This window comes from Streptomyces sp. NPDC002181 (assembly GCF_042890485.1).
GTDB lineage: Bacteria > Actinomycetota > Actinomycetes > Streptomycetales > Streptomycetaceae > Streptomyces.
This window is the reverse complement of the sequence record NZ_JBIASC010000009.1, coordinates 293,015-319,621: the sequence shown is the minus strand read 5'-3', so window position 1 is coordinate 319,621 and position 26,607 is coordinate 293,015. Positions and strand designations below refer to the sequence as shown.

Below are 26,607 nucleotides of genomic sequence, written 5' to 3'. Positions count from 1 at the left end.
AGCTCGGCCGCGAAGGCCGGGTCGTCCTTGGCCTTCTCGTACTCGACGGCGACCTCGTCCACCGCGGCGACCAGCGCCTCCGGGATGAACTTGCCGCCGAAGTCACCGAAGTAACCCTCGGCATTCGGGGAGTGACCCTCCGGGTCCGGGATGAAGAACGAGCTGCTGGACATGGCCAGTACTCCTACGGGTGCGATGGGATGGATGCACCGTATTGCGCCGTGGGCCCGCCGCACGCGCACCCCGCTGCGGGGGTGGGGATGCGTACGGGCGCAGCGGTCCGTGCCCGGGGCCGGCGGCCCGGGGCGAGGGACCGTAAGCGAGCACCGCGCGGGGCGGTACGCCGGCACCGTCGGAAGGAGACGGTGACGTCAGGCGTACCGGACCGGGCCGGTCCTCGTTACAGCGCGCCTGCGGTGCGCCATCGCATGCCGTTGACCTGACCGGGCTCGGAGCCGATCACGTACCGGACCCGCCGCCCGTGGACGCGCCGGGCCGGGGCGCGGCAGCCGCGGGGGCGGCAGCCGCGCGCCAGGGGCGCGTGCGCCGTCGGCACGCCGGACGGGCCGTGGCCCGGTCGGGTGCGGACGGTGGGGCGGTCGGTGGCCATGGGACGGGTCAGCTCCGCCCGTGGCGCAGGGCGGGGTGGGCGCCGGCGGCGACGAGGTCGGCCACGGCCGCCTTCGGGTCGCGTCCGGTCACCAGGGACTCCCCGACGAGAACGGCGTCGGCGCCCTCGTTGGCGTAGGCGATCAGGTCGTGCGGTCCGCGGATGCCGGACTCGGCGACCTTGACGATGTGGGCCGGGATCTCGCCGACGACGCGCTCGAAGGTGGAGCGGTCGACCTTGAGGTCCTTGAGGTTGCGGGCGTTGACACCGATGATCTTGGCGCCGGCCGCAACCGCGCGCTCGACCTCGTCCTCGTCGTGGACCTCGACGAGCGGGGTGAGACCGATGGACTCGGCCCGCTCGATCAGGGAGACGAGGGCCTCCTGCTCCAGGGCCGCGACGATGAGCAGCGCGAGGTCGGCGCCGTAGGCGCGGGCCTCCCACAGCTGGTAGGCCGTGACGATGAAGTCCTTGCGCAGGATCGGGATGTCCACGCGTGCGCGGACGGCCTCCAGGTCGGCCAGCGAGCCGCCGAAACGGCGCTGCTCGGTGAGGACGGAGATGACCGCCGCACCTCCCGCCTCGTAGTCGGCGGCGAGCCCGGCCGGATCCGCGATCGCGGCCAGCGCGCCCTTGGAGGGGCTGGAGCGCTTGACCTCGCAGATCACCTTGACGCTGTCGCCGCGCAGGGCAGCGACGCCGTCCTTGGCCTGGGGCGCCTTGGCGGCACGCTCCTTGAGCTCGTCGAGGCTCACGCGGGCCTGCCGTTCGGCAAGGTCTTCGCGGACCCCTTCGATGATCTCGTCGAGCACACTCACGCGAGCGGCCCCCTTCCGGGTCGATGACGGTCGGCCGCCTTGCAGACACGTACAACTGCAAGGTCAGCAATCAAATGGTATCCGCAGGAGGCCTTGCCCTCCGCACGCGGTTGACGGCGTCCCATGGAATGGACATTCGGAATCCGGGATTCATAAGGGAATCTCCCGGTCCTCACGGGGCCAGCGCGGCTCCGAACGGCAGGTTTCGGACCACTGCGAAGACCAGGGCCAGTACCCCGATGGCCCACCAGTACGGGCGCCGCAGGGCAAAGCGCGGGGCCGGACCGCCGCGATAGGCGCGAACCAGCCACAGGATCATGAAGCCCGCGAAGACGAAGTAGCCGGCGACGGCCAGGGCATTTGCCCCCAAAGCGGTGATCAGGTCGCCGTGGGCGAAGGCGTGCGCACTGCGCAGACCGCCGCATCCGGGGCACAGGATTCCGGTCACCCGAAATAGCGGGCAGACCGGATAGTGGCCGGGTTCATTGGGATCCACGGTGCCCACGTACGCAAACGCCAGGCCCGCCGCGGCCAGCGTCAGCCCCGGCGGGGCCAGCCGCCGCAGACGGCCCTGGACGGGCACGGGCGCGGGCGTAGGCACGGGCGCAGGCACGGGCGCAGGTGCAGGCGGCCCGGGAGCCACGGGCGGCACGGCGTAGGGGCTGTGAGGGGCGTCCACGCGCTGATTGTCTCCGCTCATGACAAAAGGCGCAGCCCAACGGGGCCGCGCCTTTCGGGTGTGCACCGGTCAGACCTTGGCGGCGGCCTTGTTGGCGGCGATGACCACGGCCAGGTCCTCGTGGGCGGCCTTCGGCATGCCCATGCCCGCGGCCTTCATCGCCAGGCCCACCACACCGCCGAGCGCGACGACGACGAGACCGGCCCAGAACCCGAGCGGGTTGGCGAGCACCATGAAGGCGCCGGAGATGCAGAAACCGATGAAGGCGATGATGACACCGGTCCAGGCGGCCGGGGTGTGTCCGTGGCTAGTGCCCGCCATGAGTTGCTCCTCGTTTGCTTTGTGTCGAATGCTCGGTGCTCATTGTCCCGCACCGGGCGGCGTGCGTGGTCAGCGGGTGGGGTCCTCGCCGCGGTCCAGGGCCTTCCACAGGTCCTCGGGCCGGTCCGGGTCCACCGCCGCCGCCTTGCGGGGCCGGGGGCTGCCGTCGCGCTCGTAGCGGCCGCCCATGGCGGGCCAGCCGCTGCCGAAGCGCAGGGCGAGCAGTCCGGCGACCAGGATCAGCGCCCCGCCGGCGGCCGTGATGTACGGCCAGGCCGTGTGGGTCAGTGCCCCCACCTGCGCCGCCGTGTCCGCCGTCGTACGGGCGGCCTGCGCGTCCAGCGCCTGCCGGTCGTCCGCGGCCAGTACGGCGGCCAGCGCCGCGCCCAGGCCGCTCAGCGCGAGCAGCCCGGAGACCAGCAGCCGGCTCCTGCCGCGTACGGCGAACACGGCCACCAGGGCCGCGAGGCCCACGATGGCCAGGGCCGCCGGCAGCCCGGTGACGGCCCGCCCGTCCGCAGTCAGCGGCAGCGAGCCGCCGCCCACGGCGGCGGTGCCCCGGGCCCAGACGCGGCCGGAGGCGAGCAGGACGACGCTGGCGCCGAGCGCGCCGAACAGCAGGGCGACGGCCACGCTGCGGCGGCCGCCGCGGCCGTCCGGGGCCTGCGGGGCATCGGGGGCGTCGGCGTCGTTTCGGGGTGGGGGTACGGCACTCACGCACCCCACTATCCCCTACGGCGTCACGCGCCGTTCAGCCGGTTCGCCGCTCCCACCGCGCGCAGCACGGCCGCGGCCTTGTTGCGGCACTCCAGGTCCTCCAGCTCGGGCACCGAATCCGCGACGACCCCCGCGCCCGCCTGCACGTACGCCGTGCCGTCGCGCAGCAGCGCCGTACGGATGGCGATGGCGGTGTCGGAGTCCCCGGCGAAGTCGAGGTAGCCGACGCAGCCGCCGTACAGGCCGCGCCGGGAGGGCTCCAGCTCCTCGATGATCTGCATGGCGCGCGGCTTGGGCGCGCCCGAGAGGGTGCCTGCCGGGAAGCAGGCGGTCAGCACGTCGAAGGCGGTCTTCCCCCCGGCGACCCGGCCGGTGACCGTGGAGACGATGTGCATGACGTGCGAGTACCGCTCGATCGACATGAAGTCGACGACCTCGACCGATCCCGGCTCGCAGACCCGGCCCAGGTCGTTGCGGCCCAGGTCGACGAGCATCAGGTGCTCGGCGCGCTCCTTGGGGTCGGCCAGCAGCTCCTCTGCGAGCTCGTGGTCCTCCTGCGGGGTGGCCCCGCGGTGGCGGGTGCCGGCGATCGGGTGGACCATGGCCCGCCCGTCCTCGACCTTGACCAGGGCCTCCGGGCTGGAGCCGACGACGTCGAAGCCGTTCTCGAAGCGGAACAGGTACATGTAAGGGGACGGGTTGGTGGCCCGCAGCACCCGGTAGACGTCCAGCGCGGAGGCGGCGCAGGGGGTCTCGAACCGCTGCGAGGGCACCACCTGGAAGGCCTCGCCGGCCCGGATCCGCTCCTTGATGTCCTCGACGGCCTCCTGGTACTTCTCGCCGCCCCAGAGGGCCGAGAACTCCGGGAGCTCGGAGGCGGGCAGCGGGGTGGGCGTGTACGGGGCGGGCCGCGCGAGGTCGGCCTCCATCGCGTCGAGCCGGGCCACGGCGTCCGCGTACGCCTCGTCCACGCCGGTGTCGAGGTCGTTGTGGTTGATGGCGTTGGCGATGAGCTGGACCGTGCCGTCCCAGTGGTCCATGACGGCCAGGTCGGAGGTGAGCAGCATGGTCAGCTCGGGCAGCTCCAGGTCGTCGGCCGTGTGCTCGCCGATGCGCTCCAGGCGGCGCACGATGTCGTAGCCGAGGTAGCCGACCATGCCGCCGGTGAAGGGCGGCATCCCGGCGGCCAGGTCGCGGGGCGTGTGCAGGGTCTGGACGGTGGCGCGCAGGGCTTCGAGCGGGTCTCCGTCGGTGGGGACGCCGACCGGCGGGGTCCCGATCCAGTGCGCGCGGCCGTCCCGGACGGTCAGCGTGGAGGCGCTGCGCACGCCGACGAAGGAGTAGCGGGACCAGGAGCGGCCGTTCTCCGCGGACTCCAGGAGGAAGGTGCCCGGGCGTTCGGCGGCCAGCTTGCGGTAGAGCCCGACGGGGGTGTCACCGTCGGCCAGGAGCTTGCGGCTCACGGGGATGACGCGGCGGTCCGCCGCGAGCTTGCGGAACGTCTCAAGATCCATGGGGTGGGACCCTACCTACCTATTCGGCCAGCGGAAGGACATCGGCGTCGAAGCACGTGCGGTCGCCCGTGTGGCAGGCGGCGCCGACCTGGTCGACCTTGACGAGGAGGGTGTCCCCGTCGCAGTCGAGGGCGACGGACTTCACGTGCTGGAAGTGGCCGGACGTGTCCCCCTTCACCCAGTACTCCCGGCGGCTGCGGGACCAGTACGTGCAGCGGCCGGTGGTCAGGGTGCGGTGCAAGGCCTCGTCGTCCATCCAGCCGAGCATGAGCACCTCACCGGTGTCGTACTGCTGGGCGATGGCCGGGACCAGACCGTCCGCGGAGCGCTTGAGCCGGGCGGCGATGGCGGGATCGAGGGAGGACGTACTCATGGGGGCCATTGTGCCGCGCCCGGGAGGCCGTGGCGGATCACCGTCCGCCTGATGGGCGGGCGAAGCGGGGCCGCCGGTCGTAGGGTGGCCCCCATGTCTACCCATGCGAAGCGCGAACGCCTGCTGCTGGCGGACCTGTTGGAGGCTGCGGGGCCGGAGGCACCCACGCTGTGCGACGGCTGGCGGGCCCGGGAACTGGCGGCTCACGTGGTGGTCCGGGAGCGCCGCCCGGACGCGGCGGGCGGCCTGCTGCTGAACGTCCTGAAGGACCGGCTGGACAGGGCGATGGCCGAGTACGCGGCCAAGCCGTACGAGGAGCTGATCCAGCTGATCCGGACCGGCCCGCCGAAGATGTCCCTCTACTCGCTGAAGCAGATCGACGAGGCGGCCAACGCGGTGGAGTTCTACGTGCACTCCGAGGACGTACGGCGCGCCCAGCCGGACTGGTCGCCGCGCGCGCTGGATCCGGTGTTCTCGGACGCGCTGTGGTCGCGGCTGGAGAAGCTGGCCCGGCTGACGGGCCGCCGCTCACCGGTGGGCCTGGTGCTGCGCCGCCCGAACGGCCAGACGACGGTGGCGCACAAGGGCACCCCGGTGGTGACGGTCACCGGCGAGCCGGGTGAGCTGACCCTCTTCTGCTTCGGCCGCCAGGACGCGGCCGCGGTGGAACTGGACGGCCCGAAGGAGGCCGTCGCCCGGTTGACGACGGCCAAGCTCGGCATCTGAGGCGCGGGGCTCCGGGGCGTGCGCCGCGGAGCCCCCCGGTACCGCCGGGCCGGTGAAAACGGGCATGGCGCCCCGGGGCAAAAGGTTTCCGCACCCCGCCCCTCCCTACGCTCCGTCACGGATGCCGACCGGTTCGGTGTCGTCACCGTGGAAGGAACGGAAACCCCATGCGTCTTCGCACCACTGCCGCCGCGCTCGCCGGAGCCCTCGCGCTGGTCCTCCCCGCCGGAGCCCAGGCGTTCGCCGACGACGGCAAGGCCCTCGACTACGTGTACGTGGACCAGCAGAACGCCGAGAAGAACGCCCAGATCAAGGATGTCGGCGCGGACCAGTGCCACGCGCTGCCGACGGCCTCGTCGAAGGTCGTCGAGGCCGTGAACGGGACCGACTCGGAGGCCCTGCTGTTCGAGGACGCGGCGTGTGAGGGCGAGCCGGTCGCCACCCTCCAGCCGGGCGACAAGGCCGGTGACTTCCACGCCGCCGCGGTGGTCTTCCGTCAGGTGCGCGACCAGGAGCAGCAGCAGACGGACAAGAAGGAGAAGCCGCAGGCGCCGAAGGAGCAGATGCCGGAGCAGCAGGCGCCGGACCAGCAGGACGACTTCGACTCGTTCGACGACTTCCGCTAGGCCGTCTCCGAGGCCGGGCCGCCCGGCCGGGGACCGGGGGTGCTCCCCCGCGCCATCCCGGCCGGGCGGCCCGGCGGCGGTCAGCGGACCGGGTGACCCGCCCCGCGCAGCGCTTCCTTGACCTGGCCGATCCGCAGGTCCCCGAAGTGGAACACCGAGGCGGCGAGCACCGCGTCGGCGCCGGCCGCGATCGCCGGGGCGAAGTGCTCCAGCTTGCCGGCGCCGCCCGAGGCGATCACCGGGACCGTGACGTGGCTGCGCACGGCCGCGATCATCTCGGTGTCGTACCCGTCCTTCGTGCCGTCGGCGTCCATCGAGTTCAGCAGGATCTCCCCGGCGCCCAGCTCGGCCGCCCGGTGCGCCCACTCGATGGCGTCCATGCCGGTGCCCTTGCGGCCGCCGTGCGTGGTGACCTCGAAGGAGCCGGTGGCGGTGCGGCGGGCGTCGACGGACAGGACGAGCACCTGGCGGCCGAACCGCTCCGCGATCTCCCGGATCAGCTCGGGCCGGGCGATGGCGGCGGTGTTCACGCCGACCTTGTCGGCGCCGGCCCGCAGCAGCTTGTCCACGTCCTCGGCGGTGCGGACGCCGCCGCCCACGGTCAGCGGGATGAAGACCTGCTCGGCGGTCCGGCGCACCACGTCGTACGTGGTCTCGCGGTTGCCGGAGGACGCGGTGATGTCGAGGAAGGTCAGCTCGTCGGCGCCCTCGGCGTCGTACAGCTTGGCCATCTCCACCGGGTCGCCGGCGTCCCGCAGGTTCTGGAAGTTGACGCCCTTGACGACGCGGCCGTTGTCCACGTCGAGGCAGGGGATCACGCGTACGGCGAGGGTCATGCGGAGGCCTCCCGCACCGGGCCGTACGCCTCGACCTCGACCTCGACGACCATCGACGGGTCGACGAAGCCGGAGACGATCAGCATCGTCGCGGCGGGCCGGACGGCGTCGAAGAGCGACTTGTGGGCGCGGCCCACCTCGTCCACGTCGCGGGCGTGCGTGAGGTACATGCGGGTGCGCACCACGTCCTCGGGGCCGAGTCCGACCTGGGCGAGGGCCTTGAACGCGACGCCGAACGCGGCGACGGTCTGGTCGTACGGACCGCCCGCGTCGCCGGCGGTGCAGCCGGAGACGAGCACGAGCCCGTGCGGGAGCTGCACGGCCCGGGAGTAGCCGATCACGTCCTCGTAGGGGCCGCCGGAAGAGATGCGGCGCGGTTCTTCGGAGCTCATGCGGAGACCACCTTCAGGGCTTCTTCCAGGGTGAAGGCCTTCGCGTACAGGGCCTTGCCTACGATCGCGCCCTCGACGCCCGCCGGCACCAGCCCGGCCAGCGCCCGCAGGTCGTCCAGCGAGGAGATGCCGCCGGAGGCCACGACCGGCCGGTCGGTGGCGGCGCAGACGTTCTTCAGCAGCTCCAGGTTGGGGCCGGTCAGCGTGCCGTCCTTGCCGATGTCGGTGACGACGTACCGGGCGCAGCCCTCGGAGTCCAGGCGTGCGAGGGTCTCGTAGAGGTCCCCGCCCTCGCTGGTCCAGCCGCGGCCCTTGAGGGTCGTGCCGCGCACGTCGAGGCCGACCGCGATCTTGTCCCCGTGCTCGGCGATGGCCTTGGCGGCCCACTCGGGGGTCTCCAGGGCGGCGGTGCCGAGGTTGACGCGGGTGCAGCCGGTGGCGAGGGCCGCGGCGAGCGAGGCGTCGTCGCGGATGCCGCCGGACAGCTCGACCTTGATGTCCATGGCGCCGGTGATCTCGGCGACGAGGGCGCGGTTGTCACCGGTGCCGAAGGCGGCGTCGAGGTCGACGAGGTGGAGCCATTCGGCGCCGGAGGCCTGCCAGGCGAGGGCGGCCTGGAGCGGGGACCCGTAGGAGGTCTCGCTGCCGGACACCCCGTGCACGAGGCGGACGGCCTGGCCGTCGCGGACGTCGACGGCAGGCAGCAGTTCGAGCTTGCTGGCGGTCATCAGAGGGTCTCGATCCAGTTGGTGAGGAGCTGGGCGCCGGCGTCGCCGGACTTCTCGGGGTGGAACTGGGTGGCCCACAGGGCCCGGTTCTCCACCGCCGCGACGAAGGGCTCGCCGTGCGTGGCCCAGGTGACCCGGGGGGCGCGGATCGCCGGGTTGGTGACCTCCAGCTCCCAGCTGCGGACCGCGTACGAGTGCACGAAGTAGAACCGGGAGTCGGCGTCCAGGCCCTTGAAGGCCTGGCTGTCGGCCGGGGCGTCCACGGTGTTCCAGCCCATGTGGGGCACGATCGGGGCGCGCAGCGGCTCGACGGTGCCGGGCCACTCGTCGAGGCCCTCGGTCTCCACGCCGTGCTCGATGCCGCGCTCGAAGAGGATCTGCATGCCGACGCAGATGCCCATGACGGGCCGCCCGCCGGAGAGCCGGCGGCCGATGATCCAGTCACCGCGGGCGTCCTTGAGCCCCTGCATGCAGGCGGAGAAGGCCCCGACACCGGGGACGAGCAGCCCGTCGGCGTCCATGGCCTTGTCGTAGTCGCGGGTGATCTCCACGTCCGCGCCGACCCGCGCCAGCGCGCGCTCGGCGGAACGTACGTTTCCGAAGCCGTAGTCGAAGACCACGACCGTCTTGGTCGGTCGGGCTGCGCTCATTCCCAGATCCCTTGGATTCGCAGGACTCCCGCCGCGAGGCACATCGCGGAGGCGAGGGCCAGCAGGATGACGACCGACTTGGGCATCTTCTGCTTCTGGAAGGAGTAGACGCCGCCGGCCAGGAAGAGGCCGAGGACGATGAGGATGGTGTTCAGGCCGTTCACGGCTAGAGGGCGCCCTTCGTGGAGGGCAGGATCCCGGCGGCGCGCGGGTCGAACTCCGCCGCGTAGCGCAGGGCGCGGGCGAGGGCCTTGAACTGGCACTCCACGATGTGGTGGGCGTTGCGGCCGTACGGGACGTGGATGTGCAGGGCGATCTGGGCCTGCGCGACGAAGGACTCGAAGATGTGCCGGGTCATCGTCGTGTCGTACTCGCCGATCATCGGCGCCATGTTCTCGGGCTCGGTGTGCACGAGGTACGGGCGGCCCGACAGGTCGACGGTCACCTGGGCGAGGGACTCGTCGAGCGGCACGGTGCAGTTGCCGAAGCGGTAGATGCCGACCTTGTCGCCGAGGGCCTGCTTGAAGGCGGCGCCGAGCGCGAGGGCGGTGTCCTCGATGGTGTGGTGGCTGTCGATGTGCAGGTCGCCGTCCGTCTTGACCGTGAGGTCGAAGAGGCCGTGGCGGCCGAGCTGGTCGAGCATGTGGTCGTAGAAGCCCACGCCCGTCGAGACGTCGACCTTGCCGGTGCCGTCGAGGTTTATCTCGACGAGGACCGAGGTCTCCTTCGTGGTCCGTTCGACCCGTCCGATGCGGCTCATGCGTGCTGCTCCTTCTTCAGTGCGCGAACCGCTTCCAGGAACGCGTCGTTCTCTGCCGGGGTGCCGGCGGTGACCCGCAGCCGGCCCGGTACGCCGTTGTCCCTGACCAGGACACCCTGGTCGAGGATCTTCCGCCAGGCGGTGTGCGAGTCCGCGAACTTCCCGAACTGGATGAAGTTCGCGTCGGACTCGGTGACCTCGTAGCCGATGGCCCGCAACTCGGTGACCAGGCGGTCCCGCTCGGCCTTGAGCTGTTCGACGTAGCCGAGCAGGGTGTCGGTGTGCTCCAGGGCGGCCAGCGCGGTCGCCTGGGTGACGGCCGACAGGTGGTACGGCAGGCGGACGAGCTGGACGGCGTCGACCACGGCCGGATGTGCGGCCAGGTAGCCCAGGCGCAGCCCGGCGGCGCCGAAGGCCTTGGACATGGTGCGGGAGACCACCAGGTTCGGCCTGCCCTCGATCAGCGGCAGGAGCGAGTCCCGGTGGCTGAACTCCACGTACGCCTCGTCCACGATGACCAGGGAGGCCGAACCCTGATCGGCACGCGCCGCCTGCGCGGCCTCGTAGAGCGCGAGGACGGTCTCCGCCCCGACGGCGGTACCCGTGGGGTTGTTGGGCGAGGTGATGAAGACGACGTGCGGCTTGCTCTCGGCGATCGCCTGCCCGGCCGCCTCCACGTCGATGGTGAAGTCCTCCCGGCGCGTGCCGGAGATCCAGCCCGTGCCGGTGCCGCGCGCGATGAGCGCGTGCATGGAGTACGAGGGCTCGAAGCCGATCGCGGTCCGGCCGGGCCCGCCGAAGGTCTGCAGCAGCTGCTGGATGACCTCGTTGGAGCCGTTGGCGGCCCATACGTTCTCGCGGGAGACCGGGTGCTTGCCGGTGCGGGTGAGGTACGCGGCCAGCTCGGTCCGCAGCTCGACCGCGTCCCGGTCGGGGTAGCGGTTGAGGGTGCGGGCGGCCTCGGCGACCCGCTCGGCGATCCGCGCGACGAGCTCGGCGGGGAGCTCGTACGGGTTCTCGTTGGTGTTCAGCTGGACGGGCACGTCGAGCTGCGGGGCGCCGTACGGGGTCTTGCCGCGCAGCTCGTCCCGGATGGGGAGGTCGTCGATGCCGATCTGGTCGTACGAGGTCACGTGACGGGAACCTTCCACCCGAAGCGCGCCTTGAGGGCCGCGCCGTGTGCGGGCAGGTCCTCGGCCTCGGCGAGGGTCACCACGTGGTGGGTGACCTCGGCGAGGGCGTCGCGCGTGTAGTCGACGATGTGGATGCCGCGCAGGAAGGACTGCACGGACAGGCCGGAGGAGTGGCAGGCGCAGCCGCCGGTGGGCAGCACGTGGTTCGACCCGGCGCAGTAGTCGCCGAGCGATACCGGGGCCCACGGGCCGACGAAGATCGCACCGGCGTTCCGCACGCGGGCGGCCCAGGCGGCGGCGTCGGCGGTCTGGATCTCCAGGTGCTCGGCGCCGTACGCGTCGACGACCTTGAGGCCGTCCTCCAGGCTGTCGACCAGCACGATCGCGGACTGCCTGCCCGCGAGCGCCGGCTTGATCCGGTCCTCGACGTGCTTGGTGGCGGCGACCTGCGGCTCCAGCTCGCGCTCGACGGCGGCCGCGAGCTCCTCCGAGTCCGTGACGAGCACGGCGGCGGCCAGCGGGTCGTGCTCGGCCTGGCTGATCAGGTCGGCGGCGACGTGCACCGGGTCGGCCGTGGAGTCCGCGAGGACCGCGATCTCGGTGGGGCCGGCCTCGGTGTCGATGCCGATGCGGCCGGTGAAGTAGCGCTTGGCGGCGGCGACCCAGATGTTGCCGGGGCCGGTCACCATGTTGACGGGGAGGCAGTCCTCGGTGCCGTACGCGAACATCGCGACGGCCACGGCGCCGCCGGCCGCGTACACCTCGTCCACGCCGAGCAGGGCGCAGGCGGCGAGGATCGTCGGGTGCGGCAGCCCGCCGAACTCCTTCTGCGGCGGGGACGCGAGCGCGATCGATTCGACGCCCGCCTCCTGCGCAGGGACGACGTTCATCACGACGGAGGACGGGTACACGGAGCGGCCGCCCGGGGCGTACAGGCCCACGCGCTCGACCGGGACCCACTTCTCGGTCACGGTTCCGCCGGGGACCACCTGGGTGGTGTGCTCACCGCGGCGCTGCTCGCGGTGGACGATGCGGGCGCGCCGGATGGACTCCTCCAGTGCGGCCCGCACGGCCGGGTCCAGCTCTTCGAGGGCGGTCTTGAGGGCCTCGGCGGGGACCCTGACCTGCTCCAGCGTGACGCCGTCGAACTTCTGCGCGTACTCGATCAACGCCGCCGTGCCGCGATGATGGACGTCCTCGCAGATGGGCCGCACCTTCTCCAGGGCGGCTTCCACGTCGAACTCGGCACGGGGCAGCAGATCGCGCAGGGCGCCACCCTCGGGGAGGGCGTCACCGCGCAGGTCGATACGAGAGATCACCTCCCAATTCTCTCAGACCGCCTCCCGCCACCGTCCGCCCGTATCACTGGCTGATACACGCCCCGCACGTCACGGGCGCCCATTAGCGTTCCGATACACGTATGCGCAGCGGAGGGGGCCGCCATGGCGGAGGCACAGGCGGTCGGGCAACCCGCGGATCTCACCGATCCCGAACGCCGCATGTGGCAGGCCTACCGGACGGGCAGCGTCTGCGATCTCAGCGCCCGCGCCGCCAACGAGGACGATCCGCACGACAGCGGGCGGACGTGGGGCTCCGGGCGGAGCGTCCGCGCCCAGATCGTGGCGCTCCTGCTGCTGCACGGGCCGCCCCCGGTGCCGGGCCGGGTGGCCTCGCTGAAGCTGCGCGGCGTACGGATAACGGGCCGGCTCGACCTGTCCGGCGGGATCGTACAGCCGTACGTCGAACTCCAGTCCTGTCGTTTCGACAGTGAGATCCAGCTGTCCGAGACCCGGTTCATCACCCTCCGCATGATCAATTGCGCGATACCGCGGCTGGACGCCTCACGGCTGCACACCGAGGGCGATCTGCACCTGCCGCGCTGCCGCGTCGCCCGCGGGATCCGGCTGACCGACGCGCAGATCGGCACCGACCTGCTGATCAGCCAGGCCGTGGTGCGCCGGGACAACAAGGGCCGGGCCATCGCCGCGGACGGGATGTCGGTCGCGCAGGACTTCCAGGGCGAGCTGCTGGAGACGGACGGGGAGGTGAGCCTGCGCGGCGCGAAGGTCGGCGTGTCGATGAACCTGCGCGGGGCCCGGCTGCGCAATCCGCACGGGCGGCGCGCGCTGAACGCCCCGCAGCTGACCGTCGAGCGGACCCTGTACCTGACCTCGATCGCCCTCGACTACGTCCCCGGCGACTCCGGCTCCTCCACTCCCCCGTACGGGCTCGGCCAGACGCCCACGCGCGGGCAGCGGGCCCAGCGCTTCGAGTGCCGGGGCGGGCTGCGCCTCGACGACGGCCGCTTCGGCGACGCCGTCGACTTCTACGGCGCCCGGTTCGTCCTGGCCGAGGAGCAGGAGGTCTCGCTGCGCCGGATCCAGACCCCCGAGCTGCGGTTCGTCGGGGAGCGGCCGGAGCGGGGGCGGGTGGTGCTGTCGGGGGCGAAGGTGGTCAAGCTGGTCGACACCTCCACCAGCTGGCCCGGCCCGGGCGGGGTCTCGATGGAGGGGTTCGCGTACGAGAACCTCGCGCCCCGCGGCCACTTCCCGCTGGCGCGCCGCCTCGACTGGGTGGCGGCGGCCACCCCGGAGTACTCGCCGGAGCCGTACGAGCGGCTGGCGACCGTACTGCGGGCCAGCGGCGAGGACGCGGACGCCCGTGAGGTGCTGCTGGCCAAGCAGCGCCGGCGCCGGGCCACCCTGCCGGCGGCGCTCAAGGCCTGGGGGTACCTCCAGGACTGGACGGTGGCGTACGGGTACCGCCCGGGCCGGGCCGCGCTGTGGATGGCGGTGCTGTGGGCGGCGGGCGCCCTGCTGTTCTCCCGGCACGAGCCGCCGCCGATCAAGGCGGACGAGCACCCGCACTGGGACGCCGCCCTGTACGCCCTGGACCTTCTGCTCCCGGTGATCGATCTCGGCCAGGACGGCCAGTGGGACGTGGAGGGCGGCTGGCAGTGGGGCTCGGCGGCGCTGGTCCTGCTCGGCTGGACCCTGGCGACGACGGTGGCGGCGGGAGCCTCACGGCTGCTGAGGCGCGGGTGACCCGGGAGAGTGCGGACAACTGAGGTGACAGGCCCCGGCCCCCGGCCACTACCCTGTGCCTCGTGACCTCCGTTCGCCTGCCCCTCTTCCCGCTGAACTCGGTGCTGTTCCCGGGACTCGTCCTCCCGCTGAACGTGTTCGAGGAGCGTTATCGCGCCATGATGCGCGAGCTGCTGAAGACCGGCGACGAGGAGCCGCGCCGTTTCGCGGTCGTCGCGATCCGCGACGGCCGGGAGGTCGCGCCCACCGCGCCGGGCCTGCCGGACCAGACGGCGCTGCCCGAGCGGGGCCCGACGGCGGGCTTCGGCCCGGACCCCGTCCAGGCCTTCCACCGGGTGGGCTGCATCGCGGACGCGGCCACGATCCGGGAACGGGAGGACGGCAGCTTCGAGGTGCTCGCCACCGGTACGGCGCGGGTGCGCCTGCTGTCGGTGGACGCCTCGGGCCCGTACCTGGTCGCGGAGGTGGAGGAGCTGCCGGAGGACGCGGGCGAGGGCGCGGGCGCGCTGGCGGAGGGGGTCCTGCGGGCCTTCCGGAACTACCAGAAGCGGCTGGCCGGCGCCCGGGAGCGGTCCCTGGCCTCGGCGGCGGACCTGCCGGACGAGCCGTCGGTGGTCTCCTACCTGGTGGCGGCCGCGGCCGTACTGGACATCCCGGCGAAGCAGCGGCTGCTCCAGGCGCCGGACACCGCGACGCGGCTCGCGGAGGAACTGAAGCTGCTGCGCGCGGAGACGGCCGTCATCCGCCACCTGCCGTCGCTGCCGGCGGTGGACCTGACGCGCGCGCCGACGAGCCCGAACTGATGGCGAAGGACTGATGGCGAAGAAGAAAGCCCCTGCGGGGACTCCGGCGATCGCGGCCCTGAACTCCGCCCGTGCGGAGTTCACGCTGCACGCGTACGAGCACGATCCGGCGCACCCCTCGTACGGCGAGGAGGCGGCCCAGGCCATGGGGGTCTCCCCCGACCGGGTCTTCAAGACGCTGGTCGCGGAGGTGGACGGCGTGCTGACGGTGGCGGTGGTCCCGGTGTCGGGGAGCCTGGACCTGAAGGCGCTCGCGACCGCCGTCTCCGGGAAGCGGGCGGCCATGGCCGACCCGGCGCTGGCGGAGCGCACGACGGGCTACGTTCGGGGCGGCATCTCCCCGCTGGGCCAGCGCAAGCGGCTGCGTACGGTGGTGGACGAGTCGGCGGGGGCGCACGCCACGATCTGCGTCTCGGCGGGCCGCCGGGGCCTGGAGGTCGAACTCCCGCCGGCCACCCTGACCACGTTGACCGGCGCCACCCTGGCCCCCATCGCCCGCGCGTAGCCGCCGGGCCCGGGCGTCAGCCCCGCGGGGGCTCCGGCGCGGCCGGGTCCGAGGGGTCCGACGCCGCCGGGGCGGGAGTCCCGTGGACGTGGGACGGGGGGTAGACCCCCCATTCGGGGTCGGTGGTGTCGGACGGGTCCGGGTCCTGCGGGGTCCACAGGGCCGTCAGGCCGAGGTGGACGGCCACGGCGGCCATCGGCCAGACCAGCAGCACCCCCAGCGCCAGCACCTGGAGCGGCGCGTCGAACGCCACCCCCTTCCCCGCCTTCACGGCGGCGGCGGCCACGTCGGACGAGGGTCCGAGCCACAGTCCCGTCCGCCATCCCACGAGCGAGGCGAAGCAGGATCCGATCATCAGGCCGATGACCAGCGGGACACCGCCGCGGCGCCGCCACAGGAACACGAGCACGGCGCTCAGCAGGCCGAATCCCAGCGACAGCAGGAAGAACGTCCCGTCGGCCCCGATCCGGGACTCGCTCTCGGAGTTCTTCAGGAAGACGGCCTCGCCGTTCGAGACGTACTGGGCCTTCGGCGCCAGCCACGCCCACAACACTCCGAGCAGCACCCCGGCCACCCCGATCACCAGGGCCACGGCGGCCCCGTCGCGGATGTCCGCGGGGGTGATGCCCCCGGCGGACGCGCCCGGCTTCTCGGGCGGCAGCGGCGGTTCGTGCGGGGAGGGTGTGGTCAAGGCTTCGGTCACCCCCACATCGTGCCAGGTGCCGACGGCGCCGACATCAGCAGGACCGCCCTGCGGCGACCGCCCCGCGATCCTGCGGGGACCGCCGCTTCAGCGGACGGCCGCCCGCCGGTACGCCCACGTCGCGAGGGCCAGCGAGAGCACGCCCACCGCCCCGCACACCCCGAGGTCCAGCCCGACCGCCGCCCAGTCGGGATGCGGTGCGAACGTACGGGCGAAGGCCTCCACCCCGTACGTGGACGGCAGCAGGTCCCGCGCCCACACGATCACGTGCGGCATCCGCTCCGGCGGCAGCACCCCCAGCAGCAGCGCCGCCGACATGCCGAGCTGCCCGGCCAGCGTGGCCAGCTCCTGCCGCGGCGCCAGCAGCCCGAGCGCCGCCCCCAGCCCGGCCAGCGCGGCCCCGGCCAGCGGCACCACCGCGGCCAGGATCCACAGCCCGCCCATGGGCAGCCCGAACAGCAGGCATCCGAACACGGCCGTCACCAGCGTGCCCGGCAGGGTGAAGGAGGCGTACGCGGCGGCCGCGCCCAGCACCACGGAGGCGGGCGGCACGGGCAGCGTGGCGTAGTGGTCCAGCCCGCCGCTGGCCCGCAGCTGCCCGAAGTGCTGGGCGAGCAGGTTCAGCGCGACGAAGGCGACGACCAGTACGGAGGAGCCGGCGACGACGGCCCGGGCCTCCGAGCCGCCGTCCACCACTCCCCGCATCAGGATCATGATCCCGACGGACTGGAAGGTGGCCACGAACAGCAGCGGGATCCGCGACACCCGGGCCCGGGACAGCTGCGCCCGGTACACGGCGGCCAGCGCGGGGAACAGCCGGGCCTGCGGTGCCAGGGGCGCCGCGGGACGGGACACGGTGCCCGTGGGCGCAGCCTGCCCCGCGGTCTCCTCCGCCTCCGATACCGGCACCGGCGCCGGCCCGACGGCCTGTGCCACCGCGCCGGGTGTGCGCTCGCTCATGACTTCACCAGCCCTTTCGTCTTCCCGCCGAGGGCGAGGTACACGTCCTCCAGGCTGGGTGTGGCCAGGGTGAAGTCGTCGAGGGCCGCGAAGGCCGGCCCGCCCGTGACCACGGCCACCGCGGCGCGCGCCTCGTCCGGTGCCAGTCGCATCACCCAGCGGCGTCCCGACACGACGGCGTCCGCGCTCAGCCGCGCGACCTCGGGCACGTCCAGCGGAGCGCTCTCGCGCCACACCAGCTCCAGCCGGACCTCACCGGAGACCCGCGCCTTCAGCCCGGCCGGGGAATCGCAGGCGATGACCCGGCCCTGGTCGATGACGGCGACCCGGTCCAGGACGGTCTCGGCCTCGATCACGTTGTGCGTGACGAGCAGGACGGTGGCCCCGTGCTGGGCGCGCCGCCGGTCCACGGCGGCCCACACGGCCCGCCGGGCCACGGGGTCCATGCCGGTCGTGGGCTCGTCGAGGACCAGCACCGGCCGCTGCCCGACCAGCGCGGCGGCGAAGCACGCCAGGCGCCGCTGCCCTCCGGAGAGCTTCTTCAGGGGCCGCCCGGCGATCCCGGTCAGCCCGAGCTCCTCCAGTACGGCGTCCCGTTCGGCCCGCGCCGTCCGTACGTCGAGCCCGCGCAGCCGTCCCGTGGTCTCGGCGGCCAGCGCGACGGTGAGCTCGTCGAGGGCGGTGGACTCCTGCCCGAGGTAGGCGAGCAGCCGGGCCGCCCGCTCGGGGTGGCGTACGAGGTCGTGGCCGAGGAGGGTCACGGAGCCGGAGTCGGGGCGCATCAGGCCGGTGAGCTGGCGGACGAGGGTGGACTTGCCGGCGCCGTTGGGGCCGAGCAGGCCGAAGATCTCGCCGCGCCGCACGTCCAGGCGGATCCCGTCGGTGGCGCGGGTCTCGGGCAGGGCGGGAGCCCCGCGCCGTCCTCGTACCGCGGGATACGTCTTGACCAGGTCACGCACCGCGCAGACCACGTCCGAGTCCGCGTCCGCGGCCACTGCCGTGTTCGGTTGTGCTGCTGCTGTGCCCGTACTCACGAGGGAGCAGCCTACGCGGCTTTCGTCCGGGCACCGCCGGGAGGTGCCCCCGACGCCCTGCCCGGCGCCGGTGACGGCGCCCGGCCGAGGGCCTACTCGGCCGTCGTCGAGGCCGGTGCCACGACCAGGGCGGAGGGGGTGCCGGCGACGTGTTCGGCGGCGGCGCGGACGTCGATCTCCCGCCAGAACCCGGCGCGGATGGCGTAGCGGTCGTGCTCGTCGATCTGGTCGTCCTTGTGCGCGAGCAGCCCGAAGCGGGCCGCGTAGCGCAGCAGTTCCCCGTCGATGCGGTGCGGGATCCGCGGGTACATCGTGGCGAGCTTCTGCAGGTGGACGGTTTCCGGAAGGCGTTCCATCCAGCGCCGGGCGAACACCTGGCCGACCTCGAAGGGGTCGCCGCCGACGGTGGTGATGTCCTCCTCGCGGTCCGCCCAGCGCTGCTCGGCGCTGGTGAGCTGGGCGAGGGTGGGCAGCGAGGCGGTCTCGGCGGGCTCGCCGAGCGGTCCGGCCCGGTCGATCCAGCCCTTGTCGGAGGACCAGCGCAGGGCGCTGCCGGCCGGGGGCTGGGCCTGGCCGCCGTGGCCGTGGCCGCCCGCGGGGCCGGGCTGCTGGCCGGGTGCGCGCAGCGAGCCGGCGAGGTCCTTGGGCGTGGGTACGGTCTTGCCCCCGGCGGCGGGGGCGGGCACGGGGGCGCCGCTCCCCTCGGGCTCGGCGGGGGCGGGGGCCGCGGTGCCGTTGTTCCCGGCGCTGCGGGCGGCCTCGGCGAGGGCCGCCTCGGGCAGCGGGGCGGAAAGGATGGCCGCGATCTCGGGGCGGGGCGCGGGCGGCGGCGCGCACAGTCCGGCGAGGTCCTTGGCGCGGACCGCCCGGGTGATCCAGGCCCGGTCCAGGACGCGGCGTTCGTCGGCCTCGGCGACGAGGTCCTCGGACTGGTTGTAGTCGCCGTCGGCGGCCTGGACGGCCCACAGGTGGACGGCGACCCCGTGCTCCTTGGCGGACATCAGGCCGGGCAGCAGGTCTCCGTCTCCCGTGACGAGTACGACGTCGGAGCAGGCGCGGTTGCGGGCCAGCTCGGTGAGCTCGGCGTGCATGGCGGCGTCCACGCCCTTCTGCGCCCAGCGGCCGTCGCTGCGGGTCAGGGCGCCCAGGCGGACGGTGACGCGGGGCATGACGCGCAGCCGCCGGTGCTCGGGCTGGGGCACCCGGTCGGGTGCGCCGTCGAACCAGTAGATACGCAGCAGGGGCTGCTCGGTGTCGGCCTCGGCGCGCTCGCGCAGGCCCTGGATCAGGGCGGCATGGTCGACGGTGATGCGGGAGCGGGAGGGCTCCCCGGCGAGAAGACTGGCGGCGGCGCCCAGCAGATAGCCGGCGTCCACCAGGACGACGCAGCGGTCCACGCGTACCACCCTCTTCCCTGGGGATCCTCTGTGTGTGTCGCGGGTTCCCCGAGTCTGCCCGACCGCAAGGGTGTTGACGGCCGGAACTCGATCATCGGCGTGGCGGATCTCGCACTCGCCCCGGAACGAGGGCCGGCGGCTACGCGGAGTAAAGATCCAAAATGCGCTGTTTGCGGTGGCGTGTGAGGGTGAAGGCGGTCCTGGCCCCTAGACCCTCACGGAGGCTCCACCATGGCCAAGAACAAGAACCGCCAGCACGAACAGAAGCAGCAGACCCGCTCGTCCTCGCAGGATCCGTCGAAGGGCTCGGCGGAATCGGTCTCCGAGCCCTCGGGCGGCGCCCCGAGCCCGATGGACATGGCCCGCAAGGGCAAGCAGAAGAAGTTCGGCCACAACTGACGCCTCCGCGAGCACCACGTACGAGGGCGCGCCCAGAGCTCCGGGCGCGCCCTTCTTCACGTACCGCTACGGACCCGGGCCCGTACGGGGCCCCCGTGACCGGCGCTATCCGGCCAGGCAGGACGGCCCGAGGAGCACCTTGAGGTCGCCGAAGAGCGCGGGGTCGGGCTGGACCCGGTGCTTGTCGAGGCGCAGCACGGTGGTGGAGCGCGGCCCCTGGAGCTTGATCCGGACCTCGGTGTTGCCCCTGTGGTGCCGCAGGATCTCGCCCAACCGGGTGACCATCGGGGGAGTGACCTTGACCGTCGGGATGGTGAGGACGACGGGGGCGTTCGTGCCGGCCGAGGAGAGGTCGGGGACCATCATCTCCATGGCGACGAGCCGGGGGACGTCCTCGCGCTTGTCGAGGCGGCCCTTGACGAAGACGACGGTGTCCTCGACCAGCTGCGTGGAGACGAGCTGGTAGGTCGCCGGGAAGAACATGCACTCGATGGAGCCGGCGAGGTCCTCGACGGTGGCGATGGCCCAGGCGTTGCCCTGCTTGGTCATCTTGCGCTGGAGGCCCGAGATGATGCCGCCGATGGTGACGACGGCGCCGTCGGAGTGCTCGCCGCCGGTCAGCTGGGAGATGCCGGCGTCCGTCTTGTCGGAGAGCACGTGCTCCAGGCCGAAGAGCGGGTGGTCGGAGACGTACAGGCCGAGCATCTCGCGCTCCTGGGCGAGCAGGTAGGACTTCTCCCACTCCACGTCGGAGAACTCGACGTCGAGCCCGAAGCCGGGCTCGTCGCTCGCGCCCTCGTCACCCATTCCGCCGAAGAGGTCGAACTGTCCCTCGGCCTCCTTGCGCTTGACCGCGACCACGTTGTCGATCATCGGCTCGTGGTGGGCGACCAGGCCCTTGCGGGTGTGGCCCATCTCGTCGAAGGCCCCGGCCTTGATCAGCGACTCGACGGTGCGCTTGTTGCAGACGACGGCCTCGACCTTGTCCAGGAAGTCGGGGAACGTGGAGTACTTCCCCTTGGCCTTCCTGGTCTTGATGATCGACTCGACGACGTTCTGGCCGACGTTGCGCACCGCGGTGAGGCCGAAGAGGATCACGTCGTCGCCCTGGGCCGCGAAGTTCGGCTCGGACTCGTTGACGTTCGGCGGGAGCACCTTGATGCCCATGCGCCGGCACTCGTTCAGGTAGATCGCGGACTTGTCCTTGTCGTCCTTGACCGAGGTGAGCAGGCCCGCCATGTACTCGGCCGGGAAGTTCGCCTTGAGGTAGGCGGTCCAGTAGGAGACCAGGCCGTACGCGGCCGAGTGGGCCTTGTTGAAGGCGTAGCCGGCGAAGGGGACCAGGACGTCCCAGAGGGCCTTGATCGCCGCGTCGCTGAAGCCCTTGCCCCGGGCGCCCTCCTCGAAGATGACGAAGTTCTTCGCCAGCTCCTCGGGCTTCTTCTTGCCCATCACGCGGCGCAGGATGTCGGCCTCGCCGAGCGAGTACCCGGCGATGATCTGGGCGGCCTTCTGGACCTGCTCCTGGTAGACGATCAGGCCGTAGGTGACCGCGAGCACCTCTTCGAGCGGCCCCTCCAGCTCCGGGTGGATCGGGGTGATCTCCTGCTGCTTGTTCTTGCGCAGGGCGTAGTTCGTGTGCGAGTTCATGCCCATCGGGCCCGGCCGGTACAGGGCCGAGACGGCGGAGATGTCCTCGAAGTTGTCGGGCTTCATCAGGCGCAGCAGGGAGCGCATGGGGCCGCCGTCGAACTGGAAGACGCCGAGGGTGTCGCCGCGGCCGAGCAGTTCGAAGGTCTTGGGGTCGTCGAGCGGGAGGGCCAGGAGATCGATGTCGATCCCCTTGTTGGCCTTCACCATCTTGACGGCGTCGTCCATGATCGTGAGGTTGCGCAGGCCGAGGAAGTCCATCTTCAGCAGGCCGAGCGATTCGCAGCTCGGGTAGTCCCACTGGGTGATGGTGACGCCGTCGGTGTGCCGGACCCAGACGGGCACGTGGTCGGTGATCGTCTCGCTGGACATGATGACGCCGGCGGCGTGCACGCCCATCTGGCGGACCAGGCCCTCGACGCCGCGGGCGGTGTCGATGACCTTCTTCACGTCCGGCTCGTTCTCGTACATCCCGCGGATCTCGCCGGCCTCGCCGTAGCGGGGGTGCTGCGGGTCGAGGATGCCGGAGAGGGGGATGCCCTTGCCGAGGACGTCGGCGGGCATGGCCTTGGTGAGCCGGTCGCCCATGGCGTACGGGTAGCCCAGGACGCGCGCGGAGTCCTTGATCGCGTTCTTGGCCTTGATGGTGCCGTACGTGCCGATCATGGCGACCTTGTCGGCGCCGTACTTCTCGGTCACGTACCTGATCACCTCGACGCGCCTGCGCTCGTCGAAGTCGATGTCGACATCGGGCATGGAGACGCGCTCGGGGTTCAGGAACCGCTCGAAGATCAGGCCGTGGGTGAGGGGGTCGAGGTCGGTGATGCCCATGGCGTACGCGACGATCGAGCCGGCCGCGGAGCCTCGGCCCGGGCCCACCGCGATGCCCTGGTTCTTGGCCCACATGATGAAGTCGGCGACCACGAGGAAGTATCCGGGGAAGCCCATCGAGATGATCGTGTCCATCTCGTACTCGGCCTGCTGCATCCGGTCGTCCGGGATGCCTCCGGGGTAGCGGCGGTGCATGCCGCGCATGGTCTCCTCGCGGAACCAGCTGACCTCGGTGTGGCCCTCCGGGATGTCGAACTTCGGCATCAGGTTCCGGAACTTGAACATGCCCTCGGTGTCGATCTGGTCCGCGACCAGCCGCGTGTTGGCGCAGCCCTCCTGCCAGGCGTCCGAGGAGTCGATCGCGTACATCTCGTCGGTCGACTTGAGGTAGTAGCCGGTGCCGTCGAAGCGGAAGCGGTCCGGGTCCGAGAGGTTCTTGCCGGTCTGGATGCAGAGCAGGGCGTCGTGCGCGGTGGCCTCGCTCGCGTACGTGTAGTGCGAGTCGTTCGTGACCAGCGGCGGGATGCCGAGCTTCTTGCCGATCTCCAGCAGCCCGTCGCGGACCCGGCGCTCGATCTCGATGCCGTGGTCCATCAGCTCCAGGAAGTAGCGGCCCTCGCCGAAGATGTCCTTGTAGTCGGAGGCGGCCTGCACGGCCTCGTCGAACTGGCCGAGGCGCAGCCTGGTCTGCACCTCGCCCGACGGGCAGCCGGTGGAGGCGATCAGGCCCTCGGACCACTTGGAGATGGTCTCCTTGTCCATCCGCGGCCACTTCGTGAGCCAGCCCTCGGCGTACGCGTCGGAGGACAGCCGGAAGATGTTGTGCAGGCCGGTGGCGTTCGAGGCCCAGATGGTCTTGTGGGTGTAGCCGCCGGAACCGGAGACGTCGTCGCGCTTCTGGTGCGGCTGGCCCCACTGGATGCGCCGCTTGTTGCGCCGGGACTCGGGCGCCACGTACGCCTCGATGCCGATGATCGGCGTGATCCCGGCCTTCTGGGCGGTGTGGAAGAAGTCGTACGCACCGTGCAGGTTGCCGTGGTCGGACATCGCGATGTGCGTCATGCCCATCTCGTTGCACGCGTTGAACATGTCCTTCAGCCGCGCGGCACCGTCCAGCAGCGAGTACTGGGTGTGTACGTGCAGGTGCGTGAACGGCGGCTTGGTCACGGTGGCAGACCTCCGGGGGGAACGAGGGGGGCAGCCTCGAAGTCTACGTCGGCGGAATGACACAACCCGGGCACCGACCGGTACCTTCATCCGTTGCAGACCCAAGGACACCTGTCCGAAAAACGAACCACCCCGCGCCACCAGGAGGCACCCGCCATGGCGGTCCCCGAGACGACGAACGAGCAGCGCGCCGAGCAGATACTCGATGTGTTCGACACCGCATTCGGTGAGCTGCTCGCCGCCGACCCCGCGGCCTTCCAGGTCAAATTCCGCAAGATGGCGGCTTCGGCCTTCGCCTTCTACCGCGGCACGGCCTGCCTCTTCTACGCCGACCTGGAGCGCGACCGCCACGGCGGGCCCTACCTGGACGAGCGGACCGGCCGCGTCTGGATCCACGGCGACCTGCACGCCGAGAACTTCGGCACGTACATGGACGCCAACGGCCGCCTGATCTTCAACGTCAACGACTTCGACGAGGCGTACGTCGGCCCCTTCACCTGGGACCTCAAGCGGTTCGCGGCCTCCGTCGCCCTGATCGGCTACACCAAGGCGCTCAGCGACGAGCAGATCAGCGAGCTGGTGCGGACCTACGCGGCCGCCTACCGCGAGCGGATCCACCGCCTGGCCACCGGCGCCAAGACCGAGGAAGTGCCCTCCTTCACCCTGGACACCGCCGAGGGCCCCCTGCTGGGCGCCCTGCGCTCGGCCCGCTCCCGCACCCGCTTCTCCCTGCTGGACTCGATGACCGAGATCCGCGACTACGAGCGCCGCTTCACCTCCGGCGGGGGCTCGATCGAGCTGGACGCGGCCACCCGGTACAAGGTGCTCGCCGCCTTCGACGGGTACCTGGAGACCCTGCCCGACGAGTCCCTGGTCCGTCCCGACTCCTACCGGGTCAAGGACGTGGTGGGCCGCCGCGGCGTCGGGATCGGCTCGGCCGGCCTGCCCTCCTACAACATCCTGCTGGAGGGGCACAGCGACGCCCTGGAGAACGACGTCGTGATCTACCTCAAGCAGGCGCAGACCCCGGCCGTCTCCCGCCACATCACCGACCGGGCCGTCCGGGACTACTTCCGGCACGAGGGGCACCGCACGGTGATCTCCCAGCGCGCCCTGCAGGCCCACGCCGACCCGTGGCTGGGCTGGACCGAGCTGGACGGCTCCGGCCAGCTGGTGGCCGAGGTCTCCCCGTACGCGGTGGACCTGGACTGGTCGGACCTGGACGAGCCGGAGGAGATCGCGGCCGTCGTCGCGGACCTCGGCCGGGCCACGGCGACCATGCACGCCTCGGCCGACGAGGCCGAGAGCGGGCACTCCCTGGTGCCGTTCTCCACCGAGCGGGCCATCGACGCGGCGATCGCGGCCGACGAGGAGGGCTTCGCGGAGCTGCTGGTCGACTTCGCGCACGCGTACGGGGCCCGGGCGCGCGCCGACCACCAGATCTTCGTGGACCTGTTCCGCAACGGCCGCATCACGCACTGACGGGGTCACGCACCGATCGGGACGAAGAGGGGCCGCAGGAACCGGCCGTTCCGGGACCTGGGACCCCTCTTCACAGGGTCTCGTGGCAGACTCGCGGCGATGGACATATCAAGGGCGGGACTGAGAGGGCTGCGAGCCGCGCTGTTCAGCGCACTCGTCGTGCTGCTCTCGGCCGGCTCGCACGTCCTGATGTCCCGCGTCCCGCTGCCCCCCGCCCTCGTGGCCGGGGCTTTCGCCGGCGTGTTCCTGGTCACGTACGCGCTGGCCGGCCGCGAGCGGGGCTTCGGTCCCATCGCCGGACTGCTCGTTCCTCTGGAGCTGGCGGCCGACACGGTCTTCACCACCGGGCAGCACGTCTGCTACGGCCCGGCCGGCGGGCCCGTCGCCGGGCCGCTGCGAGCCCTGGGCTTCGACGAGCTGTGCGGCGGCCCGCCGCTGGGCGGCCCCCTGGCCGAGGTGCCCGGGGCCGTCCCCGACCCGGTGGCCCTGCTGGGCGCGCCCGGGCCCTGGACCCCGTGGCTGCTGCTCGGCGCCCACGTCTCGGTCGGGCTGCTCGCCGCGGCCTGGCTGCGGTACGGGGAGCGGGCGCTGGGCCAGCTGCTGCGCGCGGTGGCCGCCTTCGCGTTCCGGCCGCTGCTGCTGGCGGCCGCATCGGTGGTCGCCGCCTCCGGACCGGTGCGGCGGATGCCGCGTCCGGCCCTGCCGGGCGCGGGGGCCCGTACCCGCTTCCCCGCCCATTCCGTGGGACGCCGGGGACCTCCCGTACGCGGCGCGCTCGTCTGCGCCTGACCCCGCGTACGCAGTCCCCTTTCCCTTGAGCCACATCCCACGGAGATCACCATGAGTTCACGCAACAGCCAGGCCAACAAGGCGGCGGCCCGCGAGCGGCTGCGCGCCGAGCGCGAGAAGCAGGCGAAGAAGGACAAGGCGCGCCGCCAGGTCGTGGTGGCCGGCGCCGTCGTCGCCGTCCTCGCGCTGGCCGGCGGCGTCGGCTACGCGGTCGTGCAGGCCAACCAGCCGAGCGAGTGGGACAAGGCCGCCGACGCCACGCTCGTCGCGCCGAAGAACACCTCGGGCGACAACGGCACCACGGTCGTCATAGGCAAGGCCGACGCCAAGAAGACCCTGGAGCTCTACGAGGACTCGCGCTGCCCGGTCTGCTCCCAGTTCGAGCAGTCCGTGGGCCCGCAGATCAAGAAGGACGTCGACGCCGGCAAGTACAAGATCCAGTACATCGGCGCCACCTTCCTCGACAAGGGTCTCGGCGGCACCGGCGCGAAGAACGCGCTGAGCGCGCTGGGCGCGGCCCTGAACGTCAGCCCCGAGGCCTTCCTGGAGTACAAGACCGCCCTGTACTCCAAGGAGAACCACCCGGAGGAGCGCGACGACAAGTTCGGCAAGGACGACTACCTGCTGAAGATCGCGGACCAGGTGCCGGCGCTCAAGGGCAACGCCGAGTTCAAGAAGGCCGTCGAGGACGGCACGTACAACCGCTGGGCCATCGAGATGTCGAAGGTCTTCGACAAGAGCGGCATGACGGGCACCCCGTCGCTGAAGATGGGCGACAAGAAGATCGAGGTCAAGATGACCCCGGAGGAGTTCACGGCCGAGGTCGACAAGGCCATCGCGGGCTGACCTGCGTAAACGGGCAGACCGGATAGAACGGGCGGGCGAACTCGAAGAGTTCGCCCGCCCGTTGCTTTCCGAGGGGTGTTCGAATGGGCGTACCCGTCAGTAGCATGCCGGTCC

At 72.0% G+C, this 26,607-nt stretch carries 29 protein-coding genes and 1 pseudogene; 9 read left to right on the top strand and 21 right to left on the bottom strand.

Annotated elements, in window-relative coordinates; translation table 11 throughout:
* From ACFYXV_RS23260 to hisI, 8 genes and pseudogenes are all read right to left on the bottom strand, one after another.
* Window positions 1-173, bottom strand: a pseudogene (locus ACFYXV_RS23260) (tryptophan synthase subunit beta); the annotation flags it as partial.
* Between the two features lie 227 nt (window positions 174-400).
* Entirely contained in the window at window positions 401-610 is a 210-nt protein-coding gene (gene trpM, locus ACFYXV_RS23255; RefSeq protein WP_383345676.1) for a tryptophan biosynthesis modulator TrpM, read from the bottom strand.
* Between the two features lie 8 nt (window positions 611-618).
* Window positions 619-1,428, bottom strand: coding sequence for an indole-3-glycerol phosphate synthase TrpC (gene trpC, locus ACFYXV_RS23250; protein ID WP_132755989.1), 810 nt, complete (start codon window positions 1,426-1,428; stop codon window positions 619-621).
* A 172-nt stretch (window positions 1,429-1,600) separates the two neighbouring features.
* Window positions 1,601-2,128 carry a DUF2752 domain-containing protein gene (locus ACFYXV_RS23245; RefSeq protein ID WP_385471819.1) on the bottom strand — a complete coding sequence of 176 codons (528 nt, stop codon included), beginning with the start codon at window positions 2,126-2,128 and terminating at the stop codon, window positions 1,601-1,603.
* A 48-nt stretch (window positions 2,129-2,176) separates the two neighbouring features.
* Window positions 2,177-2,428 carry an HGxxPAAW family protein gene (locus ACFYXV_RS23240; RefSeq protein WP_359176262.1) on the bottom strand — a complete coding sequence of 84 codons (252 nt, stop codon included), beginning with the start codon at window positions 2,426-2,428 and terminating at the stop codon, window positions 2,177-2,179.
* A gap of 69 nt (window positions 2,429-2,497) precedes the next feature.
* Window positions 2,498-3,154 (bottom strand): TIGR02234 family membrane protein, encoded by a 657-nt coding sequence (locus tag ACFYXV_RS23235; protein ID WP_385471823.1) that lies wholly within the window; start codon window positions 3,152-3,154, stop codon window positions 2,498-2,500.
* A gap of 14 nt (window positions 3,155-3,168) precedes the next feature.
* Window positions 3,169-4,659, bottom strand: a complete 1,491-nt coding sequence (locus ACFYXV_RS23230; protein WP_385471825.1) for an anthranilate synthase component I — start codon at window positions 4,657-4,659, stop codon at window positions 3,169-3,171.
* Window positions 4,660-4,678: 19 nt separating this feature from the next.
* A complete protein-coding gene (gene hisI, locus ACFYXV_RS23225) occupies window positions 4,679-5,041 on the bottom strand; it encodes a phosphoribosyl-AMP cyclohydrolase (protein WP_383345692.1) in 363 nt (120 codons plus the stop codon).
* A gap of 84 nt (window positions 5,042-5,125) precedes the next feature.
* On the opposite strand from hisI, the gene ACFYXV_RS23220 reads away from it, so the two are divergent.
* Together ACFYXV_RS23220 and ACFYXV_RS23215 are read left to right on the top strand one after the other, a co-directional pair.
* Window positions 5,126-5,758, top strand: coding sequence for a TIGR03085 family metal-binding protein (locus tag ACFYXV_RS23220; RefSeq protein WP_385471829.1), 633 nt, complete (start codon window positions 5,126-5,128; stop codon window positions 5,756-5,758).
* 167 nt (window positions 5,759-5,925) lie between these two features.
* Window positions 5,926-6,384, top strand: a complete 459-nt coding sequence (locus tag ACFYXV_RS23215; RefSeq protein WP_389383888.1) for a hypothetical protein — start codon at window positions 5,926-5,928, stop codon at window positions 6,382-6,384.
* An 80-nt stretch (window positions 6,385-6,464) separates the two neighbouring features.
* Here ACFYXV_RS23215 and hisF read toward each other — a convergent pair whose 3' ends face one another.
* Genes hisF through hisD form a run of 8 tightly spaced genes read right to left on the bottom strand, consistent with a single transcriptional unit; the run spans window position 6,465 to window position 12,202 of the window.
* On the bottom strand, window positions 6,465-7,220 hold the full coding sequence (gene hisF / locus ACFYXV_RS23210; RefSeq protein WP_389383887.1) for an imidazole glycerol phosphate synthase subunit HisF: 756 nt from the start codon (window positions 7,218-7,220) through the stop codon (window positions 6,465-6,467).
* Complete coding sequence (locus ACFYXV_RS23205; protein ID WP_385471838.1) at window positions 7,217-7,612, bottom strand: RidA family protein; 396 nt, start codon at window positions 7,610-7,612, stop codon at window positions 7,217-7,219. Before ACFYXV_RS23205 ends, hisF begins: the two co-directional genes overlap by 4 nt.
* Window positions 7,609-8,340, bottom strand: coding sequence for a bifunctional 1-(5-phosphoribosyl)-5-((5-phosphoribosylamino)methylideneamino)imidazole-4-carboxamide isomerase/phosphoribosylanthranilate isomerase PriA (gene priA / locus ACFYXV_RS23200; protein WP_366104148.1), 732 nt, complete (start codon window positions 8,338-8,340; stop codon window positions 7,609-7,611). The genes ACFYXV_RS23205 and priA overlap by 4 nt, the downstream gene beginning before the upstream one ends.
* Window positions 8,340-8,990 (bottom strand): imidazole glycerol phosphate synthase subunit HisH, encoded by a 651-nt coding sequence (gene hisH / locus ACFYXV_RS23195; protein WP_383345708.1) that lies wholly within the window; start codon window positions 8,988-8,990, stop codon window positions 8,340-8,342. Before hisH ends, priA begins: the two co-directional genes overlap by 1 nt.
* Window positions 8,987-9,154, bottom strand: a complete 168-nt coding sequence (locus ACFYXV_RS23190) for a hypothetical protein (protein ID WP_030724515.1) — start codon at window positions 9,152-9,154, stop codon at window positions 8,987-8,989. The genes hisH and ACFYXV_RS23190 overlap by 4 nt, the downstream gene beginning before the upstream one ends.
* Before the next feature lie 2 nt (window positions 9,155-9,156).
* Window positions 9,157-9,750 carry an imidazoleglycerol-phosphate dehydratase HisB gene (gene hisB / locus ACFYXV_RS23185; protein WP_030155936.1) on the bottom strand — a complete coding sequence of 198 codons (594 nt, stop codon included), beginning with the start codon at window positions 9,748-9,750 and terminating at the stop codon, window positions 9,157-9,159.
* On the bottom strand, window positions 9,747-10,883 hold the full coding sequence (locus ACFYXV_RS23180) for a histidinol-phosphate transaminase (protein WP_389383886.1): 1,137 nt from the start codon (window positions 10,881-10,883) through the stop codon (window positions 9,747-9,749). The genes hisB and ACFYXV_RS23180 overlap by 4 nt, the downstream gene beginning before the upstream one ends.
* Entirely contained in the window at window positions 10,880-12,202 is a 1,323-nt protein-coding gene (hisD, locus tag ACFYXV_RS23175) for a histidinol dehydrogenase (protein WP_383345717.1), read from the bottom strand. The genes ACFYXV_RS23180 and hisD overlap by 4 nt, the downstream gene beginning before the upstream one ends.
* A gap of 123 nt (window positions 12,203-12,325) precedes the next feature.
* Here hisD and ACFYXV_RS23170 point away from each other — a divergent pair, with 123 nt between their 5' ends.
* The 3 genes from ACFYXV_RS23170 to ybaK all read left to right on the top strand — a co-directional run bounded on the left by ACFYXV_RS23170 (window position 12,326) and on the right by ybaK (window position 15,235).
* Window positions 12,326-13,927, top strand: coding sequence for an oxidoreductase (locus ACFYXV_RS23170; protein ID WP_389383885.1), 1,602 nt, complete (start codon window positions 12,326-12,328; stop codon window positions 13,925-13,927).
* Between the two features lie 62 nt (window positions 13,928-13,989).
* Window positions 13,990-14,730, top strand: coding sequence for an LON peptidase substrate-binding domain-containing protein (locus ACFYXV_RS23165; RefSeq protein ID WP_385471850.1), 741 nt, complete (start codon window positions 13,990-13,992; stop codon window positions 14,728-14,730).
* A 13-nt stretch (window positions 14,731-14,743) separates the two neighbouring features.
* Complete coding sequence (gene ybaK, locus ACFYXV_RS23160; protein WP_385471853.1) at window positions 14,744-15,235, top strand: Cys-tRNA(Pro) deacylase; 492 nt, start codon at window positions 14,744-14,746, stop codon at window positions 15,233-15,235.
* Between the two features lie 16 nt (window positions 15,236-15,251).
* On the opposite strand, the gene ACFYXV_RS23155 is transcribed toward ybaK, so the two are convergent.
* The 4 genes from ACFYXV_RS23155 to ACFYXV_RS23140 form a co-directional block, all read right to left on the bottom strand.
* A complete protein-coding gene (locus tag ACFYXV_RS23155; RefSeq protein WP_389383884.1) occupies window positions 15,252-15,938 on the bottom strand; it encodes a hypothetical protein in 687 nt (228 codons plus the stop codon).
* Between the two features lie 87 nt (window positions 15,939-16,025).
* Complete coding sequence (locus ACFYXV_RS23150; protein ID WP_385471858.1) at window positions 16,026-16,898, bottom strand: ABC transporter permease; 873 nt, start codon at window positions 16,896-16,898, stop codon at window positions 16,026-16,028.
* Complete coding sequence (locus ACFYXV_RS23145; protein WP_385471936.1) at window positions 16,895-17,893, bottom strand: ABC transporter ATP-binding protein; 999 nt, start codon at window positions 17,891-17,893, stop codon at window positions 16,895-16,897. Before ACFYXV_RS23145 ends, ACFYXV_RS23150 begins: the two co-directional genes overlap by 4 nt.
* A gap of 131 nt (window positions 17,894-18,024) precedes the next feature.
* Window positions 18,025-19,329: an NYN domain-containing protein gene (locus ACFYXV_RS23140; RefSeq protein ID WP_385471861.1), complete on the bottom strand. Its 1,305-nt coding sequence runs from the start codon at window positions 19,327-19,329 to the stop codon at window positions 18,025-18,027.
* A 231-nt stretch (window positions 19,330-19,560) separates the two neighbouring features.
* Here ACFYXV_RS23140 and ACFYXV_RS23135 point away from each other — a divergent pair, with 231 nt between their 5' ends.
* The gene (locus ACFYXV_RS23135; protein ID WP_383345738.1) at window positions 19,561-19,728 is read left to right on the top strand and encodes a hypothetical protein; all 168 of its coding nucleotides are present in this window, start codon (window positions 19,561-19,563) and stop codon (window positions 19,726-19,728) included.
* A 105-nt stretch (window positions 19,729-19,833) separates the two neighbouring features.
* Here ACFYXV_RS23135 and dnaE read toward each other — a convergent pair whose 3' ends face one another.
* Window positions 19,834-23,376: a DNA polymerase III subunit alpha gene (gene dnaE, locus ACFYXV_RS23130; RefSeq protein ID WP_383345741.1), complete on the bottom strand. Its 3,543-nt coding sequence runs from the start codon at window positions 23,374-23,376 to the stop codon at window positions 19,834-19,836.
* Window positions 23,377-23,532: 156 nt separating this feature from the next.
* On the opposite strand from dnaE, the gene ACFYXV_RS23125 reads away from it, so the two are divergent.
* The 3 genes from ACFYXV_RS23125 to ACFYXV_RS23115 all read left to right on the top strand — a co-directional run bounded on the left by ACFYXV_RS23125 (window position 23,533) and on the right by ACFYXV_RS23115 (window position 26,493).
* On the top strand, window positions 23,533-24,858 hold the full coding sequence (locus tag ACFYXV_RS23125) for a DUF2252 domain-containing protein (protein WP_385471865.1): 1,326 nt from the start codon (window positions 23,533-23,535) through the stop codon (window positions 24,856-24,858).
* Window positions 24,859-24,957: 99 nt separating this feature from the next.
* Window positions 24,958-25,647, top strand: coding sequence for a hypothetical protein (locus tag ACFYXV_RS23120; RefSeq protein ID WP_389383883.1), 690 nt, complete (start codon window positions 24,958-24,960; stop codon window positions 25,645-25,647).
* A gap of 51 nt (window positions 25,648-25,698) precedes the next feature.
* A complete protein-coding gene (locus tag ACFYXV_RS23115; RefSeq protein ID WP_389383882.1) occupies window positions 25,699-26,493 on the top strand; it encodes a thioredoxin domain-containing protein in 795 nt (264 codons plus the stop codon).
* The last annotated feature ends 114 nt before the right edge of the window (window positions 26,494-26,607 follow it).

Excerpts from the sequence above, each read along its gene's own strand:
- ACFYXV_RS23150 (WP_385471858.1), bottom strand. The coding sequence starts at position 16,898 with ATGAGCGAGCGCACACCCGGCGCGGTGGCACAGGCCGTCGGGCCGGCG.
- ACFYXV_RS23230 (WP_385471825.1), bottom strand. The coding sequence starts at position 4,659 with ATGGATCTTGAGACGTTCCGCAAGCTCGCGGCGGACCGCCGCGTCATC.
- hisI (WP_383345692.1), bottom strand. The coding sequence starts at position 5,041 with ATGGCCCCCATGAGTACGTCCTCCCTCGATCCCGCCATCGCCGCCCGG.
- ACFYXV_RS23125 (WP_385471865.1), top strand. The coding sequence starts at position 23,533 with ATGGCGGTCCCCGAGACGACGAACGAGCAGCGCGCCGAGCAGATACTC.
- trpM (WP_383345676.1), bottom strand. The coding sequence starts at position 610 with ATGGCCACCGACCGCCCCACCGTCCGCACCCGACCGGGCCACGGCCCG.
- hisH (WP_383345708.1), bottom strand. The coding sequence starts at position 8,990 with ATGAGCGCAGCCCGACCGACCAAGACGGTCGTGGTCTTCGACTACGGC.
- ACFYXV_RS23205 (WP_385471838.1), bottom strand. The coding sequence starts at position 7,612 with ATGAGCTCCGAAGAACCGCGCCGCATCTCTTCCGGCGGCCCCTACGAG.
- hisF (WP_389383887.1), bottom strand. The coding sequence starts at position 7,220 with ATGACCCTCGCCGTACGCGTGATCCCCTGCCTCGACGTGGACAACGGC.
- ACFYXV_RS23215 (WP_389383888.1), top strand. The coding sequence starts at position 5,926 with ATGCGTCTTCGCACCACTGCCGCCGCGCTCGCCGGAGCCCTCGCGCTG.
- priA (WP_366104148.1), bottom strand. The coding sequence starts at position 8,340 with ATGACCGCCAGCAAGCTCGAACTGCTGCCTGCCGTCGACGTCCGCGAC.
- ACFYXV_RS23120 (WP_389383883.1), top strand. The coding sequence starts at position 24,958 with ATGGACATATCAAGGGCGGGACTGAGAGGGCTGCGAGCCGCGCTGTTC.
- ACFYXV_RS23245 (WP_385471819.1), bottom strand. The coding sequence starts at position 2,128 with ATGAGCGGAGACAATCAGCGCGTGGACGCCCCTCACAGCCCCTACGCC.
- ybaK (WP_385471853.1), top strand. The coding sequence starts at position 14,744 with ATGGCGAAGAAGAAAGCCCCTGCGGGGACTCCGGCGATCGCGGCCCTG.
- ACFYXV_RS23240 (WP_359176262.1), bottom strand. The coding sequence starts at position 2,428 with ATGGCGGGCACTAGCCACGGACACACCCCGGCCGCCTGGACCGGTGTC.
- hisB (WP_030155936.1), bottom strand. The coding sequence starts at position 9,750 with ATGAGCCGCATCGGACGGGTCGAACGGACCACGAAGGAGACCTCGGTC.
- ACFYXV_RS23115 (WP_389383882.1), top strand. The coding sequence starts at position 25,699 with ATGAGTTCACGCAACAGCCAGGCCAACAAGGCGGCGGCCCGCGAGCGG.
- ACFYXV_RS23135 (WP_383345738.1), top strand. The coding sequence starts at position 19,561 with ATGGCCAAGAACAAGAACCGCCAGCACGAACAGAAGCAGCAGACCCGC.
- ACFYXV_RS23170 (WP_389383885.1), top strand. The coding sequence starts at position 12,326 with ATGGCGGAGGCACAGGCGGTCGGGCAACCCGCGGATCTCACCGATCCC.
- ACFYXV_RS23220 (WP_385471829.1), top strand. The coding sequence starts at position 5,126 with ATGTCTACCCATGCGAAGCGCGAACGCCTGCTGCTGGCGGACCTGTTG.